This window comes from Streptomyces sp. NPDC039424 (assembly GCF_055639495.1).
In genome coordinates, this window is the sequence record NZ_JBVKAI010000007.1 from 196,791 (window position 1) to 213,357 (window position 16,567).

Annotated in this window: 18 protein-coding genes; 4 read left to right on the plus strand and 14 right to left on the minus strand. The window is 70.5% G+C overall.

The features are described 5' to 3' along the window. Positions 1–84: 84 nt before the first annotated feature. From ACZ7L0_RS19885 to ACZ7L0_RS19910, 6 genes are all read right to left on the minus strand, one after another. Positions 85–537, minus strand: coding sequence for a hypothetical protein (locus ACZ7L0_RS19885; RefSeq protein WP_471243784.1), 453 nt, complete (start codon positions 535–537; stop codon positions 85–87). Continuing rightward, positions 534–1,043 carry an RNA polymerase sigma factor gene (locus tag ACZ7L0_RS19890; protein ID WP_471243785.1) on the minus strand — a complete coding sequence of 170 codons (510 nt, stop codon included), beginning with the start codon at positions 1,041–1,043 and terminating at the stop codon, positions 534–536. The genes ACZ7L0_RS19885 and ACZ7L0_RS19890 overlap by 4 nt, the downstream gene beginning before the upstream one ends. Further along, positions 1,024–1,476 (minus strand): DUF3995 domain-containing protein, encoded by a 453-nt coding sequence (locus tag ACZ7L0_RS19895; RefSeq protein WP_471243786.1) that lies wholly within the window; start codon positions 1,474–1,476, stop codon positions 1,024–1,026. The genes ACZ7L0_RS19890 and ACZ7L0_RS19895 overlap by 20 nt, the downstream gene beginning before the upstream one ends. A gap of 127 nt (positions 1,477–1,603) precedes the next feature. Continuing rightward, entirely contained in the window at positions 1,604–2,014 is a 411-nt protein-coding gene (locus ACZ7L0_RS19900) for an arsenate reductase ArsC (protein ID WP_471243787.1), read from the minus strand. A 30-nt stretch (positions 2,015–2,044) separates the two neighbouring features. Next, positions 2,045–2,776, minus strand: coding sequence for an aquaporin (locus ACZ7L0_RS19905; RefSeq protein WP_471243788.1), 732 nt, complete (start codon positions 2,774–2,776; stop codon positions 2,045–2,047). Next, entirely contained in the window at positions 2,773–3,147 is a 375-nt protein-coding gene (locus ACZ7L0_RS19910) for an ArsR/SmtB family transcription factor (protein ID WP_471243789.1), read from the minus strand. Before ACZ7L0_RS19910 ends, ACZ7L0_RS19905 begins: the two co-directional genes overlap by 4 nt. Positions 3,148–3,253: 106 nt before the next feature. Here ACZ7L0_RS19910 and arsM point away from each other — a divergent pair, with 106 nt between their 5' ends. Then, positions 3,254–4,144: an arsenite methyltransferase gene (gene arsM / locus ACZ7L0_RS19915; RefSeq protein ID WP_471243790.1), complete on the plus strand. Its 891-nt coding sequence runs from the start codon at positions 3,254–3,256 to the stop codon at positions 4,142–4,144. Positions 4,145–4,255: 111 nt separating this feature from the next. Here the strand turns inward: arsM and ACZ7L0_RS19920 are convergent, their stop codons facing one another. Then, positions 4,256–5,266, minus strand: coding sequence for an AraC-like ligand-binding domain-containing protein (locus ACZ7L0_RS19920; protein ID WP_471243999.1), 1,011 nt, complete (start codon positions 5,264–5,266; stop codon positions 4,256–4,258). 160 nt (positions 5,267–5,426) lie between these two features. After that, positions 5,427–7,718, minus strand: a complete 2,292-nt coding sequence (locus ACZ7L0_RS19925; RefSeq protein WP_471243791.1) for an ATP-binding protein — start codon at positions 7,716–7,718, stop codon at positions 5,427–5,429. A gap of 362 nt (positions 7,719–8,080) precedes the next feature. Between ACZ7L0_RS19925 and ACZ7L0_RS19930 the strand changes: the two genes are divergently transcribed. From ACZ7L0_RS19930 to ACZ7L0_RS19940, 3 genes are all read left to right on the plus strand, one after another. Continuing rightward, positions 8,081–8,494, plus strand: a complete 414-nt coding sequence (locus ACZ7L0_RS19930; RefSeq protein ID WP_471243792.1) for a hypothetical protein — start codon at positions 8,081–8,083, stop codon at positions 8,492–8,494. Between the two features lie 227 nt (positions 8,495–8,721). After that, a complete protein-coding gene (locus ACZ7L0_RS19935) occupies positions 8,722–9,534 on the plus strand; it encodes a SigB/SigF/SigG family RNA polymerase sigma factor (RefSeq protein WP_471243793.1) in 813 nt (270 codons plus the stop codon). A 54-nt stretch (positions 9,535–9,588) separates the two neighbouring features. Next, entirely contained in the window at positions 9,589–10,017 is a 429-nt protein-coding gene (locus ACZ7L0_RS19940; RefSeq protein ID WP_471243794.1) for a hypothetical protein, read from the plus strand. Positions 10,018–10,049: 32 nt separating this feature from the next. Here the strand turns inward: ACZ7L0_RS19940 and ACZ7L0_RS19945 are convergent, their stop codons facing one another. From ACZ7L0_RS19945 to ACZ7L0_RS19970, 6 genes are all read right to left on the minus strand, one after another. Further along, complete coding sequence (locus ACZ7L0_RS19945) at positions 10,050–10,589, minus strand: hypothetical protein (RefSeq protein ID WP_471243795.1); 540 nt, start codon at positions 10,587–10,589, stop codon at positions 10,050–10,052. A 253-nt stretch (positions 10,590–10,842) separates the two neighbouring features. Then, positions 10,843–12,033 (minus strand): S8 family peptidase, encoded by a 1,191-nt coding sequence (locus ACZ7L0_RS19950; protein WP_471243796.1) that lies wholly within the window; start codon positions 12,031–12,033, stop codon positions 10,843–10,845. A gap of 305 nt (positions 12,034–12,338) precedes the next feature. Continuing rightward, positions 12,339–13,208, minus strand: coding sequence for a carbohydrate ABC transporter permease (locus tag ACZ7L0_RS19955; RefSeq protein WP_471243797.1), 870 nt, complete (start codon positions 13,206–13,208; stop codon positions 12,339–12,341). Further along, positions 13,205–14,167, minus strand: coding sequence for a carbohydrate ABC transporter permease (locus ACZ7L0_RS19960; RefSeq protein WP_471243798.1), 963 nt, complete (start codon positions 14,165–14,167; stop codon positions 13,205–13,207). Before ACZ7L0_RS19960 ends, ACZ7L0_RS19955 begins: the two co-directional genes overlap by 4 nt. Continuing rightward, positions 14,161–15,501, minus strand: coding sequence for an ABC transporter substrate-binding protein (locus tag ACZ7L0_RS19965; protein ID WP_471243799.1), 1,341 nt, complete (start codon positions 15,499–15,501; stop codon positions 14,161–14,163). Before ACZ7L0_RS19965 ends, ACZ7L0_RS19960 begins: the two co-directional genes overlap by 7 nt. Beyond that, entirely contained in the window at positions 15,498–16,478 is a 981-nt protein-coding gene (locus ACZ7L0_RS19970) for a GNAT family N-acetyltransferase (RefSeq protein ID WP_471243800.1), read from the minus strand. The genes ACZ7L0_RS19965 and ACZ7L0_RS19970 overlap by 4 nt, the downstream gene beginning before the upstream one ends. Positions 16,479–16,567: the final 89 nt, after the last annotated feature.

A 16,567-nucleotide genomic window follows, 5' to 3' on the forward strand; every position in this document is an offset into this window, starting at 1 on the left:
GCAACTGGCCACCGCGGTAGGCCCTGCCGTCCTCTTTCCTTCCGCTGGGTCCGGGGCGTCGCGCGTCATCCACTGCCGTCCGGCTCAGAGCAGGGCCGTCAGGCGCTGAACGCTGCGGCTGCCCTCACGACGTACACCCACGGGGATCAGGGCGGCGCGGGTCGGCAGGCGCACGCCCCCGGTGAACGCCACCCGAGTGCCCGCGCCTTCGGGCACCGCCGCCACGCCGAGCAGCAGGAACCGGCTCTGCAGCCAGCACCAGCCGGGCCGCTGCACCCCGCGCAGTCGGGCCCGCATCCCGTACCTGCTGCGCGCCAGTGCTTCCACGTGATCGCCCTGCCGGCGGACGACGTGCAGCCGCTCCATGTCCGGCACGACCTGCCCGAAGGTGCCCTCCAGGTCGCCCAACAGGGCCCAGACCCGTTCGAAGGGGGCGTCGATGTGCGCCTCGGTCACGTGGGCGCCGCGGATGCCGGCGGCCAGGGCGCGCAGGCGGCGTACGGCGTCGAGGTCGGTGATGGGCCAGGGCTCGTTCATGACGTCCACGCCTTCCGGAAGGTGTCGCGGGCCCGGTGCAGCCGCGACTTGACGGTGCCCGTGCGGACTCCGAGCAGAGCGGCGGCGGCCCGCTCGTCCAGGCCCTCCACGTCACGCAGCATCAGCACCGCGCGGTGCTCGGGGGAGAGCCGGTCCAGTACGTCCCTGATGTCGGCCGAGAGTTGGGGGTCGCCGCGAGCGGGAAGCGCGCTGAGATCGGCCGGTACGGTACGGGCGGCGCGGTGCGCGGTGCGGATCGCCTCCCGCACGGCGATGGCACGGACCCAGCCGTGCAGGGCGGCCGGGTCCTTGAGGGTGCGCAGCGACTTGAAGACCGCCACCAGGGTCTCCTGCGCCGCGTCCGCGCCCAGGTCCAGGGCGATGGGCGCGCAGACACGGCCCACGTACGGGGCGAGGAGATCCAGGAGTTCGGCCATGGCGAGGGTGTCGCCACGCTGGGCGGCTCGCACGAGCCGGACTGTTCGGTCATCGGGCACGGGCCGCATCCTTCCAGCGCGCCACGCGCAGGGCGGCGACGGTCAGGACGGCGCACAGGGGGGTGTAGAGCGTGAGGTTGAGCCAGTAGAAGGCGGTGCCGGTCTGCTTGGCGAACAGCCAGTAGATCCCCGCCAGGGTGCGCAGCGAGAGTCCCATGGTCACGGCCAGGGTGCCGACGCGGAGCAGCGGGTGGCGGGGGCGGCGGGAGTGGGCGAGGACGAAGGCGGCGGCGGTGAGGAGCAGGGCGACGAGAGGAAGCAGGACCGGCGGTGTGAACGACACGTCCGCACCGAGAACCGCTTGGGACAGGCTCCCGTCGTCGGCCGCGGGCCAGGTGGCTCCCGTCGTCCAGTACAGGTGGAGCACGGCGTCCACGGTGAGCACCGAGGCGACGAGCGCGGCGGCGCGAGTGGGGGCGGGGATGTCAGGGCGGGTCCGCATGGGTCCTCCTACGGCAGCGACAGAACTCCGTCGCCAGGTGGAGGAGCGGCCCGCGCGAAACGTTCCCTCTCGGGTACGGGAATTTTCGACAGCCGGGGCCCATCGGGCCCCGGCTGTCGAGCGGGCTTTATGACACGAGTTCGGCGAGCAGCCCACGCACGCGCTGTTCGATCTCGTCCCGGATCGGGCGGACGGCGTCGACACCCTGGCCCGCGGGGTCGTCGAGCTGCCAGTCGAGGTACTGCTTGCCGGGGAAGACAGGGCAGGTGTCCCCGCAGCCCATGGTGATGACCACGTCGGATGCCTGGACCGCCTCGGTGGTGAGGATCTTCGGGATTTCGGCGGAGATGTCGATGCCGGTCTCCTTCATGGCCTCCACGACGGCCGGGTTCACGGTTTCGGCGGGAGCCGATCCGGCCGAGCGCACCTCGACCCGGTCACCGGCGAGGTGGGTGAGGAAGGCGGCGGCCATCTGGGAACGTCCGGCGTTGTGGACGCAGACGAACAGTACGGAGGGGCGCGGGGCGGCAGTGCTCATGGCGGGTGTCCTTGCGGAGGGGAGGGGCGGTCAGGAGGAGGCGGGTTCGGGTCGGCCGTGCGGGACGAGGACGTCCGCTGCCCGAGCGGGAGGTCCGTACACCACCGCCACGACACCCAGCCCGAGCGCGGTACCGAGCAGCTGGGCCGCGATGAAAGGGGCGACCGAGGCGGGGGCGATACCGGCGAAGGTGTCGGTGAAGGCGCGGCCGACGGTCACCGCGGGATTCGCGAAGGAGGTGGAGGAGGTGAACCAGTAGGCGGCCCCGATGTAGGCGGCCACGGCAGCCGGGGCCAGGGCGGCTCGGCCGACGCGCTCCAGGCCGAAGACGAGCAGGACCAGTCCTGCCGTGGCGACCACCTCACCCAGCCACAGGTGTCCTGCCGACCGGTCATGCGTCGAGAACTCCACGAGCGGCCTGGCGAACATGGCGCCGGCCAGGACCGCGCCGCCGATCGCCCCGGCCACCTGTGCGGCCACGTACGCGGCGACCTCCCGCAGGGGCGGGCCGGTGCGGTCGCGGCGGCCGGTGAACCAGGCGGCGAGGGTGACGGCGGGGTTGAAGTGCGCGCCCGAGACCGGCCCGAGCAGCGTGATCAGCACGGCCAGGCCGAAGACGGTGGCGAGGGAGTTGGCGAGCAGTTGCACGCCGACGTCGTGCGACAGTTCTGCGGCCTGGATGCCCGATCCGACGACGACCGCCACCAGGAGACCCGTCCCCGCGGCTTCGGCGGCGACGCGGCGGCCGAGCGGCGCGCTCACGCGGTGGCCCCGGCGGTCCGCGGCGTGGACAGGAACGCGGCGAGCTGGTCCAGTACGCCGGGCAGCACCCAGTAGTACACCCACGTTCCGCGGCGCTCGCAGTCGATGAGACCGGCCTGCCGCAGCAGCTTGAGGTGGTGGGAGATGGTCGGCTGGGACAGCTCGAAGGCCGGGGTCAGCTCGCAGACGCAGACCTCGCCGCCCTCCCCACGCGAGGTGATCATGGACAGCAGCCGCAGCCGCACCGGGTCGCCCAGCGCCTTGAAGACCTTCGCCAATTCCCCCGCGCGGTCCGCGTCCAGGGGTGCGGCAGCCAGGCCCTGGCAGCAGGCGGCGTCCTGGCCGATCACCTCAAGCTCTTGTTTCGACATGCCTCTATGTTGACGTTTTTCGATTCAAGGCGCAAGGTTGCATCAACGAACATCAATACAGGCCGTTCCCGGGGTACCGCGATGCCCCGTCACCGAGGAGTGAGTCATGAGCGAACAGTCCACCGACCTGCGCGAAACCGTCCGCCGGCGGTACGCCGCGGCGGCCGTGCAGGTCACCGAGGGCGGCACCGGCTGTTGCGGGCCGCAGCCGGTCGAGGTCGACGAGAACTTCGGCTCCACGCTCTACGCCGCCGACGAACGCGACGCCCTGCCCGCCGAGGCCGTGGCCGCCTCCCTCGGCTGCGGCAACCCCACCGCCGTCGCCGAACTGCGCGCAGGCGAGCGCGTCCTCGACCTCGGCTCCGGCGGCGGCATCGACGTCCTGCTCTCCGCCCGCCGCGTCGGCCCCACCGGCAAGGCGTACGGCCTGGACATGACCGACGAGATGCTCGCCCTCGCCCTGGCCAACGCCGAGAAGGCGGGTGCGACGAACGTGGAGTTCCTCAAGGGCACCATCGAGGCGATCCCGCTGCCCGCGCACACGATCGACGTGGTGATCTCCAACTGCGTGATCAACCTGTCCACCGACAAGGCGGCCGTGTTCGCCGAGACCTTCCGTGTGCTGAAACCCGGAGGCCGGATCGGCATCTCCGACGTCGTCGCCGACGACACCCTCACCCCGGACCAGCGGGCCGAGCGCGGTGACTACGTCGGCTGCATCGCGGGCGCGCTCACCTTCGCCGAGTACGGCGCGGGCCTGGAGGCCGCCGGGTTCACCGGCGTCGAGATCACCCCGACCCACTCGGTCGCCGACGGTATGCACTCCGCGATCGTCCGCGCCGTCAAGCCGGTGGCCGACGCTTCCTCGAAGGCGGTGGACTCGGCGGATGCGTGCTGCGGGGTCGACGCCTGCTGCACTCCGTCCGAGAGCTCCGTCGATCCAGCGGTGACCGTCGTCGAGGCGAAGTCGGCGTCGGGCTGCGGCTGCCAGAACTGAGCCCACGGAGGCCGGGACCCACCACGGTCTGCCGCGCCGATCTCGGGATGCGTCAGGCGGAGACGGAAGAGCACTCCGCTCCACGCCTTCCGGCGGAAGTGACCCCGGTCGCTACCACGGCGATCGGCTTCGGCTCCGTGGCCCCGGCTCCTGGACGAGAGGGGGAAGCTCGGTGAATTCCCCGGTGCGCAGTTCCCGCCAGGCGCCCGGGGAGAGGCCGTAGGCGGTACGGAAGGCCCGGCTGAAGTGCGAGGGGCTGACGAAGCCCCATCGCCGGGCCACGGTCGACAGGGTGGGGTTCGTCCTGCCGCGGCGGGCCAGTTCGCGTGCGCACTCTTCCAGTCGGCGTTGCCGGATCAGTCGCGCGACGGTGATGCCCTCCTCCTCGAAGAGCCGGTACAGGTGGCGGACGGAGATGTGGTGGGCTGCCGCGATGGACTCGGGTGACAGGTTCGGATCACCCAGGTTCTGGTCGATGTGCCCGCGGACGCACAGCACCAGCCGGGCACGGCCGCCGTCCGTGTCCGCAGCACTCGGCGGGGCCTGCTCGGCGACCAGGGTGGCGACGAGGTCGAGGACGTTGCCGGCCAGCCGGGGCCCGACGAGCGGGGAGTAGGAGTGCGCTGTGGCGGCCAGCGCGTTCAGGAAGGGGAGTACTACCGCGCCGAAGCCGTCCGCGGGGCCGATCGCGGTGCCGGAGACGCGGCGGATGCTGTCGTCCGGCACTTCGAGGGCGCTGCGCGGCATGTGGAAGACATGGGCGGAGAACGGCTCCGGGTAGTCGAAGGAGTACGGGCGGGCCGTGTCGTACAGCACGAGGTCGCCCTCGCCCACCTCGGTCCGTCGCTCTCCCTGGACCAGGGTCGCCGAACCCGACCTCTGGACGCCGACCGCGACCAACGGCTCGGGCGAGCACGCGATGAGCTCCGGCGTGCGGGTGGTCCGGTGGGCGCCGGCCTCCATGGTGGTCACACGGAGGCAGCCGAGGCGGCTGGTCGTGATCCGGCCGGAGAAGGGGCGGGTGCCCCGGGCCGTGACGGACATCGGCAGCAGCGCTCTGCCCAGCGCGTCGCCCCAATAGGGGACCTTGTCCTGGTCGGGAACGTGATCGGTCGTCAACACCAGACTCAACTGGCTCTCCTTCCACCCATGCCGTACGGGCGGAGATGACCACCACCCCGGGGAGGTGACGACCGGGGTGCCCCGCCCTGAGTAGCCAAGCAGCCGGCCGTTCAGGGCTACAGGCACATTGCAGGCAGAAATTTCCGCCGGTGCCGCGGGGTCAGTCGGTGCAGCGGGCGAGTTGCTCGCGGGCGTCGGCGACTCGCTGGGGATCGGCGTCGGCGCCGAGGGAGAGGCAGTGGGTGAAGGCGTCCCGGGCCTCGGCCTTGCGGCGGGCGGCCAGCAGCGTTTTGCCGAGGTTGACGAGGGCGCCGCTCTCCAGGCCGGTGTTGCCGCTCTCGCGGCTGAGGGCGACGGCCGTCCGCATATGGGTGACGGCCTCGTCCCAACGGGTCATGACCGTGGAGGCGCGCCCCAGGAGGAGGTGCAGAGCAATGCGCGTGCTGTTCGCGATGTGCGACTCCACCCGATCTCCGGTCCGGTCCAGCAGGGCGAACGCCTCCAGAGCCGAGGTGACGGCTGCCTCGACCTGCCCCTGTTCCAGCAGGCTGAGGCAATGACCGTGCATGGCCTGGAGGGCGCCGGTGACATCGCCTGCCGCTTCGAACAGCGGGACGGCCTGGTGAATGCGCTCGGCGGCCGACGCCCACGCGTGCAGCCGCTGGTGGGCCCAAGCCGCGTAGAGGTGGGCCCATGCCTGCTGCTGCAGGTCACCGGCGCGCTGGGCGACGGCGAGAGCCTGGGCCGAGCGGTCCAGGCTGGCGTGGTGGCGGCCCTCGCACATGAACAGGGCCCAGGCGTGGTAGTTGAGCTGAGTCGCCTCGACGACCGGGTCGCCCAGCTCCCCGGCGCAGCGGGCCGCGGTGTCGAAGACCTCGGGCCAGTGACCCCAGAAGATCCACTGGTCGGAGAACCAGTGCAGGGCCTCGGCCACCTCCACCACGGTGGCGTGTTCGCCCGCGGACGCCGCCCAGTGCAGTGCGGCCAGCCAGTTGGCGCCCTCCGCCTGCAGCCACTGGCGGGCCTTGCCGGCCGTGGCGAGGTCGACGGTCCCCTGCCAGGTCGCGGGCGGCGCGCCGTGGTCGGGCTCGTACCAGCGGCCGGCCACGACGGCGGTCTCCAGCAGCCAGCGGTTCATCGCTTCGCGGGCCCGCGCGGCCTCCTCGGCGGTCTCTTCGGCCTCCAGGCGGGTACGGGCGTACAGCCGCAGCAGGTCGTGGAGACGGTAGCGGTCCCGGTCCGCACCGAGCAGGCCGGTCTCCACCAGCTCCTCCAACAGGTCCTCGGTGTCGAACAGCGGCTGCCCGGTCAGCTCGGCCGCGCAGGCGGCGCCGATGTCGGGACCCTCGACCAGTGCGAGGCGCCGGAACAGGCGCGCGGCCGTCGGGTCGAGCTGGCGGTAGGACAGGTCGAAGGCGGCCGACACGCGCAGGTCTCCGGCCGCCAGCGCGTCCAGGCGCCGCTCCTCGAAGGCGAGGCGGTCGGCGAAGCGGCGCACGCTCCAACCAGGGCGGGTGACCAGCCAGTTGCCCGCCACCCGCAGCGCCAGTGGCAGATGCCCGCACCGCTCGGCCACCTCGGTCAGCGCGGCCGCATCGGTCCCGGCCCGTTCCGGGCCGATCAGCTCGGTCAGGAACACGGCGGCCTCGTCGGCGCTCAGCTCCGCCAGCGGCAGTCGGTGCACGCTCTCCAGGCCGGTGAGCATGCGCCGGCTGGTCACGATCACCATCGGCGCCCCGGTGCCCGGCAGCAGCGGACGGACCTGGGCCTCGTCGCGGGCGTTGTCCAGCACCAGAAGGAACCGCCGGTCGGCCAGCACCTGCCGGTACAGCGCAGGATGGCCCTGTGGCCCGGCCTTCGCCAGGTTGCGGTCGGCCACCCCGAGAGCCTTCAGGACCCCCAGCATCAGTTCGGCCGGCTCGGGCGGAACCTCGTCCATACCGCGCAGGTCCACCATCAACTGGCCGTCCGGGAACCGGTCGGCCAGCTCCCGGGCGGCGTGCAGCGCGAGCGTGGTCTTCCCCGTCCCCGGCGGACCGGACACCGCGGCCACCACAGCCACGGATCCGAACCCGGACGACTCCGCTGACTCCGCCGACTCGGCTGACGAGCTGCGATCGGCGAGCGCCTTCAGCCGGGTCAGTTCCCGCTCACGGCCCACGAAGTCGTCGACGCCGCGCGGGAACGCCCGTACCCCCAGCGGGCTGTAGCCCGGACTGCGGCCGGCCCGGGCGGCGGCCAGCAGCCGCTTCCGCTCCTCGTCGTCCAGCCCCAGTCCGTCGGCGAGCGCGGCCGCGGTCCGCGGATGCGGGGCAGCCCGCCGCCCCCGCTCCAGATCGCCGATGCCCCGTACGCTCACACCCGACGCCTCTGCCAGGGCCTCGATCGTCAGCGACGCCCCCATCCGCAACTCCCGCAACAGCGCACCGAACGCTGAACTCCCACCGGCCAACCTTGCCCCCCTGCGCGCTTGCTCACGGGAATTGTAAGAGGCCGGCCTCCGCGGCCTCTCCAGCCTCGATCGGCCTCGGTCCCGCACACGACGGCAGCCCACGCGAGGCAGCACCACACCAAGGCGCTGCCCTCAGCTCACCAGGTCAGGCTGAATCGCCGACAATCCGCGTTGCTTCAGTCCACGACCGCTCGAACAGACCGAGCGACGCGGCGCACCTTCACGAGCAGGTCCAGGGCGCCGACCGGAACGCGCGGTGGCCTTGGCGCACCGGCTGTGCGGGATGCTGAAGGATCCCTGTCGAGCTGGCAACCGCAGTCAGATGCTTGGCTGTTGGTCGCGGGCCGTGAGATCGTCCGCAGGTGACCGATGCTGCTGGAGAGACGATCTCGGCACGGCCGGACGACCGCACAGCGTCCGTTCTGCGCTTCGCGGTGGAACTCGTCGCCTGGGTGGCGACCCCGTGGGCGCTGGCCGGCGACTCATGGCTGCTTGCCGCCCTGTCCGTGGTGGTCCTGATCGGCCTTCCCACGTGCTTCTCCACACCGGGTGACAAGACGAACGTGATCATCGCAGTGCCGGGCTGGGTCACGATCCTTCTGGTGCTTCTCCAGCTCGTCGCGGCCGTGACTGCCTCGTGGCTGGCCTGGCCTGCGTGGGCGGCGCTCCCCGTGACCCTGCTGGCCGCCGCCACCCTCGTCACGGAGCGCCGACGCTGGCGATGGCTGGTCTCCGGCGAACCAACTCGTCATCCGGGGCACTCATCCGCCCACTGACGGGCCCGGTCGCGGCTCCCCGAGCGGCGGCGAACAGCCGCTCGGTCGACGCCCCGCAAGCCACACCGGGCGTTTTCGGCCTGATGGAACGCACCTGGCTGCGCGGACATGCCTGCGGGCAGGGCGGGCAGGAGACGCTCATCCTGCTCTCCACCTAAGGCGGCATTGTGACGTCCTCCGCGAACGCCCGCGAAGCAACAGCCGCCACCACGGAAGCAGTCGAGGTCATGGATGACCTGCCGTGGATCGAGGACGGGGGCAAGGTCGCTCCCAAGGACGCACGCGTGCTGTCCCGGCTGTTCCTGGATCGGCTGCGGGTCTTGGAGGAGGGCACCCGCGAGTACCAGTACGCCCGCAACACGCTGATCGAGATGAACCTGTCCCTGGTGGTGTTCGCGGCCCGCCGGTTCCGCAACCGGGGCGGCGGCGAGATGGAGGACGTCATCCAGGTCGGCACGATCGGCCTGATCAAGGCCATCGACCGGTTCGACCTGTCGCGCGAGGTCGAGTTCACCTCGTTCGCGATTCCCTACATCGTCGGCGAGATCAAACGCTTCTTCCGCGACACCACCTGGGCCGTGCACGTCCCGCGACGCCTCCAGGAACTGCGCGTCTCCCTGGCCAGGAGCAGGGAAGCCCTGGCCACCACGCTGAACCGCCCGCCGACGGTGAAGGAACTCGCTGCCCATCTGGACCTGACGGAGGACGAGATCATCGAAGGCCTCGTGGCCGCCAACGGCTACGTCGCCGGCTCCCTCGACACCCCGGGCGGCAACGACGAAGCCGGCGACGGCGGGCCGCGGTACGCGGACACCCTGGGCGAGACCGACCCGGCCCTGGCGCTGTTCGAGGACCTCCACGCGCTCGCCCCGATGCTGCGACAGCTCGACGAGCGGGAACGGGCAATCATCGAGATGCGTTTCGGCCAGGAGATGACCCAGGCGGAGATCGGCCGCGAACTGAACCTGTCCCAGATGCACATCTCCCGCCTCCTCACCCGTACCCTCACCAAGCTCCGCGCCGGGCTCCTCGGCACATGAGATCCCCGTCGCCGCACCAGGCCCACCCGCACAGCACCGAAAGGACCGCCGGACATGAGTCCTGAGCAGGATCCACTGCGCCAGCCGGCCGCACCGCTCGTGACCGAACCGGTGCCGGATCTCCAACTGCAGATGCTGGTACGGCTGATCGGACAGGACGCTCAGGCAGCTCTGCCGCTGACACTGGTCATCGGCGGCGGGTTCCTCTACGGAGACCTGATCTCCCACACGGCATGGACAGCCGACTGGGCGCGCAGCCTTCGCAGCATCGACGGACCCGGCGCGCAGTTGCTGGAACGATTTCCCGAGCAGGTGGACCAGGCAGTGGTCGACAAGGGGCATCCGGCCCCGCCACGACTGCCCCAGTGGATCCATCTGCGTGACGCCACCGGCGTCGCGGGCACCGGCAGGCCCCTCCTCATGCCCCTGTGGCGCGGCCGGCTCACGGACGTGTCAGGCTGGTCCCTGGGCAAGCCCAACTGACACCCTCCGTCACTGCCACCCCGGTCGAGAACTCACGCCACCTGGCTGTTCCGGCTCTGCAAGGCTGAGCGCATGTAGCGACAGCGGGCCATCCAGCGGCGGCGCATCCAGAGGATCCAGAAGCAGAACCCGAGCACGCCCACCGCGAAGACCAGCGGAACAGTCAGTGCGCCGGTGGCCACCCCGAGAGCGAGCATGCCGGCCGCGACCAGGCCCATGAAGCCGAGCCAGAACGGCAGCCACCGACGTCCCCGCTCCATCTGCCCCAGGTGCTCGGCGACCAGCCGTCGCATGGTCGCCTGCTCCTCGGGCTCCTTCGGTAACTCACGGTGCCGGATCTTGCGGTTGAGCTCAGCGATGCCGCCTGGGTCGGTGCCGACTGCACGGCTGACCCGGCGACGCTGCACAGCCAGGCACGCGAGGCCGATGGCGGTGTAGATCGCTCCCTGGATCACCCATGAGGCCGGATGCTCACCCTGGCGGAACAGGGCAGTGATCCCCACACCCAGAGGAAACATCAGGACCGCCTGCGCGGTCAGACTGCGGTCGAGCCAGCGCTTGAAGGCGTGCACGGCACATACCTCCTAGGAAGAGACGGGATACCGCTGTCGCTTCCCGAATACCCCGCCAAGGCCGACCTACGGGCGGCACGCCCAGCCGCTGCGGCTTCTGCCAACTCCGGCGGCCGGTGGGGGAGATGTGCGTGGCTGCCGCGCAATCAGGCTGGTTGCGCACAGCGGCCCGGCGGTGCTGTCCGCTGCGGTGCGTGCGGACGCATCACCGGGCCGCTGTGTCCTTCCGTCGTACGGTCCTGAGGGCAGGCGCCTACTCGGTCACCTTCAGCAGCTTGTTGGGTGTTCCGCTGCTGACGTTGGTGATCTTGTCGGCGGTTGCCGCACCGGTCAGGGCCGCGGCGACCTGGGCGGGTGTGGCGTCCGGATGACCGGCGAGGTAGACGGCAGCGGCTCCGGTGACATGGGGTGTGGCCATGGAGGTACCGGAGATCGTCTTGGTCCCCTGGTCGCTGTCGTTCCAGTCGGAGGTGATGTCGGAACCTGGTGCGTACAGGTCCACGAGGGAGCCGAAGTTGGAGAAGTCCGACTGGGCGTCGCCGTCGGTGCTGGAGGCGACGGTGATGGCCTCCGGTACGCGGGCGGGTGAGCTGTTCTTGGCGTCGGCGGACTCGTTGCCGGCGGCGACCGCGAAGGTGACGCCGGAGGCGATGGCCTTGCCGACGGCCGTGTCGAGGGCGGGGTCCGTGCTTCCGCCCAGGCTCATGTTGGCGACAGAGGGGCCCTTGTGGTTCTTGGTCACCCAGTCGATGCCCGCCACTACCTGCTCTGTGGTGCCGGAACCGTTGTTGTCGAGGACTCTGACGGCGACGATCTTGGTCTTCTTGGCCACACCGTGGGCGGTTCCGGCGATGGTTCCCGCGACGTGGGTGCCGTGGCCGTTGCCGTCGTCCGCGGTGTCGTCGTTGTCGACAGCGTCGAATCCGTAGGCGGCGCGGCCGTCGAAGTCCTTGTGGCTGATGCGTACACCGGTGTCGATGACGTACGCGGTTACGCCTTCCCCGGCCTTGTCCGGGTAGGTGTACTTGTGGTCGCCGGCCGTCTCGGTCTGGTCGATGCGGTCCAGCCCCCAGGACGGCGGGTTGTCCTGGGCGGCGTCGATGTGAAACTTCTTGTTCTGCACCACGGTTGAGACCGTGGGGTCGGCGGCCAGGCGCTTGGCCTCGGTCTCGGTGAGACTGGTGGCGGAGAATCCGTTGACCGCCGATCCGTAGGCCCGGCTGAGCTTGCCGCCGTACTGCGACGCAAGCTCCGCCTTCTGCGCCCGGGACGCGTTCTGGTCCAGCAGGACGATGTAGCTGCCGGCGACTGCTCCTTGGGCGTGCAGTCCGTAGACCGTGCCCTCCGCGGGTCGTTCCGCGTGAGCGGCGGGCGATATGGCCATGGCGGTGCCGGCCAGAGCGGCGGCGGAGGCGATCGCGGTAGCGAGCCTGGCCTTGCTCATACGTTTGTGATGCGCCGTCAAGAGGGGTCTCCTCCTCGTGTGGGGGGTGAGTGGGGGGAAGCCGCCGGCAACGAACGCCGGTGCGCCTCGGAGCGTGCCGACTTGTCGCGAGCAGATCAACCCCGTGTAAGTGCGAGGAAGTACGCCCTCGCACACCCCTCCACCAGATCCCCTCAGTTGCGACGCAACCCGCGAGTAAAACCACAGCTCACGGCCTTACTTGAAAGCAGAAATCAACATCGAAGGAACCTTCGTAAGTGTTTCTGCACGTGATGCCCACACAGCGTCGGCAGGAACAGGCCCCGCTACTTGAGGCCGCTGAGCATGACGCCGCGGATGTAGTACTTCTGCAGCAGCAGGAAGACGATCAGGACCGGGAGGATGCTCAGGACGAGACCGGCCATGACGATGGGCATCGTGCGGGTCGGGTCGACGTAGTCCTGCAGGAGCTGGATGCCGACGGGCAGGGTCATCACATCCGGGTCGGCGGTCGAGACGAGCAGCGCCCAGATGTACTCGTTCCAGGCGTCAACGAAGGTCAGCAGCCCGAGCGTCACCACGACCGGCTTGGTCTGCGGCACCACGATCCGCCACCACACGGCGAACTCGCCGGCCCCGTCGATGCGCGCGGCCTCGAGGACCTCGTCCGGGATCGAGACCATGAACTGACGCATCAGGAAGATCCCGAAGCCGTTGACGAGGAACGGCATGGCGAGCGCTGCGATGCTGACGGTCAGGCCCGCGCCGCCGCGCCCGAACAGGTCGTTGCCGCCGGCCAGCGGCCAGTGCACCAGGATCAGGAAGTGCGGGATGAAGAAGAGGAAGGGCGGGAACATCATCGTCGCCAGCACCAGGCGGAAGATGAAGTCCCGGCCGGGGAAGCGGAGTTTGGCGAGCGCGTAGCCGGCGAGTGACGACGTGAGCAGCACCGATCCGGTGATCAGGGCGGTGGCGATGACGCTGTTGCGGAAGAGTACCGGCAGATCGAGCTGGTCGATCGCCGCCCGGTAGTTGGACGGGTCGAACGCCTCGGGCAGGAACCGGTAGGGCAGCGTGCCGGACTCGCCGGGCCCCTTGAAGGACGTCATCACCATGTCGAGGAACGGCACCAGCGTGAGCACGGCGCCGGTCACGACCACCAGATACGACAACCACGGGAAACGGCGGCGGGTCATGCGTCCTCCCCCTTGCGCCGGAAGATCCACAACTGCACCAGAGTGACCACGAGGACCACCGCGAACAACACGAAGGCGGCGGCGCTCGCGGTGCCCCAGTCGCCGTGCACGAAGGCCTGCCGGTACATCTCCAGCGCTGCCACATTGGTCGCGTCACCCGGCCCGCCCTTGGTCATCACGATGATCAGCGCGAACGACTGCAGGCCGGTGAGGAACTGGGTGACACACACGAACAGCAGGGACGGCCGCAGCAGCGGCAGCGTGATCTTCCAGAAGACGGTGACGGGCCCGGCGCCGTCGAGCGCGGCAGCCTCGTAGTACGACTCGGGAATGGACTTCAGCCCGGCGGTCAGGATGAGGATCGCCGTGCCGACCGAGGCCCAGGCCTGTACGACCACGACCGAGGGCAGCGCGGTGTCCGGGTCCTGGAGGAACGCCACCGAGCCGAGCCCGAGGGCGTTGAGCACACCGTTGACGAGCCCGCCCGGCTCGTACATGTACTTCCATACGTTGCCGATGGCGACGACGGTCGTGACGATCGGCAGGAAGTACAGGGTGCGCCACAGCCCTTGGAGCCGCAGGCTGTCGATGCAGGTGGCGACGAGTACGGAGCCGGTGAGCGCGAGGGCCACGGTGCCCAGGGCGAACAGCAGCGTGTTGGTGAGGATCGGCGCCAGGAACGTCGATCCGTCCGCGAAGAGGCCGGTGAAGTTGTCCAGGCCGACCGGATCGATGGCGCCGAGGTCGAACCCGGCCCAGCGGGACATCGACAGCAGCAGCGCGAAGCCGAGCGGCAGCATCAGGAAGACCGCGAAGAACAGCAACGTCGGCGCCAGGAAGAGATAGGCGACGACGACCTGACGGCGCCGGGCCCGGCTGCGGCCGTCGGCGGCGGGCCCGGCGGGCCGCTTGCTGTGCGCCGCCCGATCGGTCGTCTCCAGCGTCAGGGTGTTCACCATGAGCGCGACACCTCCTGATCGATCTGACGGCGGGTGGTGCGCAATGCCTCCTCGACCGACTGCTGACCGGTCCACAGCGCCTCGATGTTCTTGCGCAGCAGCGACTTGGCCTGCTGCGCGCCCGGCGTGTTCGGCTCCGGCACCGCGTAGGCCAGCGCGTCCAGGAACGGGCGCAGGTTCGGATCGCTGCCCCCGCTCAGGAGCGTCCGCATGTCGTCGGCGCGACCGGTCAGGGAGCCGACCGACACCTGCAGCGCGCTCATCCGGGTCGCTGTCGCCCCCTTCTCGGCGCTCTTCACACGCACCTTCTCGGTGTTGAGCCAGCGCAGGAACTCCCAGGCCACGCGCGGGTGCTCACTGGCCGCGTTGACCCCCAGCATGAAGCCGGTGGAGAGCGTGGCGCGCTTGTCGTCCGCCTCGGGGACGGGCACCGGCGCGACGCCGACATCGCGGTAGTCCCTGCCCATCTGGGCCTTCAGGCTCCCGGTCCACCAGCCGGCGCTGACCACCATGGCAACCTGCCCGGACGCGAACGCCTTGTAGACGTTGATGCCGGGGGCGCTCGCACCTTTGACGACGAGTCGGTGCTCCAGATCGAACACGGCCCGGCCGGCCGGCGAGTCGATGGCGGTGCTCCTGCCGTCCGCGGAGACGAACGTTCCGCCGGCGGCGTTGAGCAGTGCGAGGGTCTGGCCGACGGTGGTGGAGTCGTCGTAGGTCGACAGCCCGAACCCCTGGACCAGCGTGTTGCCGTACCGGTCCCGCCGGGTGGTGCGGTAGGCCGTCTCCTCCAGCTCCCGCCAGGTGCGCGGAGGGCCGTGTACACCGGCCTCGCGCAGCAGCCGCTTGTTGTAGTAGAGGGCGTACGTCTGCACCTCGGTGGGGTAGCCGTAGACCGTGCCCCCCACCGACGAGGAGCCGACCGCGGCCTCGCTGTAGCCGCGTGTGATCTCCTCGGCGTGGTCGGACGGAGCGGGCCGCAGGACGCCGGCCCGGACGAGCTGGCCGTTCCACAGGCAGTACGGGTGGAGGATGTCGGCGCCCTGGCCCGCGGCCTGCCGGACCATGAACGTGGTCAGCAGGTCCGTGAACTCGACGGCGCTCGTCCGCACCTTGACCCGGTCATGCGTGGCGTTCCACTCGTCGACCGGGCCCTGCAGGGCCTCCTTGAGCTCCCCGCTCGCATAGTGGGAGAGCAGAGTCAGGACGATCGGATCACCGGGTTGCCCGGTGCCCTGGTGCGGCGCGGCGCATCCGGAGGCGAGCAGCGCCGAGGGGAGCGCGAGCGCGAAGTGACGGCGGCTCAGGCCGCCACCGCGGCGTGACGGCGTCACCGGGCGGCCTCCCGGCGCATCACCCGGAACACCCGGGTCGTGGTGAAACCGGTCTTGCGGTACAGGTGGCCCGCCTGGGACTGCTCGCCGGTCCACAGGAACCACGCGGAGTGCGCCCCGCGCGCCCGCATCCGCTCCAGGACCAGGTGGAGCAGCACCTTGCCGAGTCCGGTGCCGCGCATCTCCTCCACCACACCGAACGGGCCGAACCGCTCGTCAACCGACTCGTACGCGCCGTGCATCGCCCAGCCCACCAGGCGGCCCGAAGGGTCCCGGACGACGACGATCCGGTCCAGCGGGGTGCCCGCGGCCAGACACTCCCGGATCGCGCGCGCCCAGTCCGGGTTGAAGTGGCTTCCGGCGAGCGCGACCAGGTCCACCAGATCGTCGTCGGACGGGGTGGCGAACCGGTAGCCCTGTGCCGTCAGTTCGTCCCAGCGGAGCGCGACGTCGTCCGGGAAGCGATAACCGACCAGGCCGCGGTCCATCGCCGCAGCCTCGTACAGCGTGTGAAAGTCCAGGGACTCAAGGAGTTTGCCCGCTACCGGGTATGTCACGGTATCCAGGCCGGGGAGGATGTAGTTCGGGGTGTACGAGGAGAAGTCCACGCGGGTGCGGCCGTGGCCGTGGAGCCAGTCGAGGGCGTCGGTCAGCAGCCGGCGGCCGAGGCCGCGCCCGCGAGCGGCCGGGTCGACGAAGAAGAACGGGATCCAGCCCTGCTCCGGCTCCAGATCGGTGCCGGTCATCGGCGTCAGACGGCGCACCGCGTAAGCGGCGCCCACGACACGGTCGCCGTCGACGGCGACCCGAAGCCCCTCCGGATCGAAGTTGGCGTCGAGCAGCACCAGGGAGCGGAAGCGGTCCGGGGCGATGGGATCGGCCGGCGCACTCCGGCGCCACGCCTCCACCAACTGCGGGCCGTCACCCGCGCGAAAGCCACGAATCCCGGCCCGGGATGTCGTCGTGGGATCGGTCATCGACGGGGTTGTCCTTCCATACGCGGTCACGGACGGCGTCGAACGTGAGCCGGTCGAGGTCGAGGTTCTGGATGTGTCCTCGGCCAGGT

Excerpts from the sequence above, each read along its gene's own strand:
- ACZ7L0_RS19885 (WP_471243784.1), bottom strand. The coding sequence starts at position 537 with ATGAACGAGCCCTGGCCCATCACCGACCTCGACGCCGTACGCCGCCTG.
- ACZ7L0_RS19890 (WP_471243785.1), bottom strand. The coding sequence starts at position 1,043 with ATGCGGCCCGTGCCCGATGACCGAACAGTCCGGCTCGTGCGAGCCGCC.
- ACZ7L0_RS19895 (WP_471243786.1), bottom strand. The coding sequence starts at position 1,476 with ATGCGGACCCGCCCTGACATCCCCGCCCCCACTCGCGCCGCCGCGCTC.
- ACZ7L0_RS19900 (WP_471243787.1), bottom strand. The coding sequence starts at position 2,014 with ATGAGCACTGCCGCCCCGCGCCCCTCCGTACTGTTCGTCTGCGTCCAC.
- ACZ7L0_RS19910 (WP_471243789.1), bottom strand. The coding sequence starts at position 3,147 with ATGTCGAAACAAGAGCTTGAGGTGATCGGCCAGGACGCCGCCTGCTGC.
- arsM (WP_471243790.1), top strand. The coding sequence starts at position 3,254 with ATGAGCGAACAGTCCACCGACCTGCGCGAAACCGTCCGCCGGCGGTAC.
- ACZ7L0_RS19935 (WP_471243793.1), top strand. The coding sequence starts at position 8,722 with ATGGATGACCTGCCGTGGATCGAGGACGGGGGCAAGGTCGCTCCCAAG.
- ACZ7L0_RS19940 (WP_471243794.1), top strand. The coding sequence starts at position 9,589 with ATGAGTCCTGAGCAGGATCCACTGCGCCAGCCGGCCGCACCGCTCGTG.
- ACZ7L0_RS19950 (WP_471243796.1), bottom strand. The coding sequence starts at position 12,033 with ATGAGCAAGGCCAGGCTCGCTACCGCGATCGCCTCCGCCGCCGCTCTG.
- ACZ7L0_RS19955 (WP_471243797.1), bottom strand. The coding sequence starts at position 13,208 with ATGACCCGCCGCCGTTTCCCGTGGTTGTCGTATCTGGTGGTCGTGACC.
- ACZ7L0_RS19960 (WP_471243798.1), bottom strand. The coding sequence starts at position 14,167 with ATGGTGAACACCCTGACGCTGGAGACGACCGATCGGGCGGCGCACAGC.
- ACZ7L0_RS19970 (WP_471243800.1), bottom strand. The coding sequence starts at position 16,478 with ATGACCGATCCCACGACGACATCCCGGGCCGGGATTCGTGGCTTTCGC.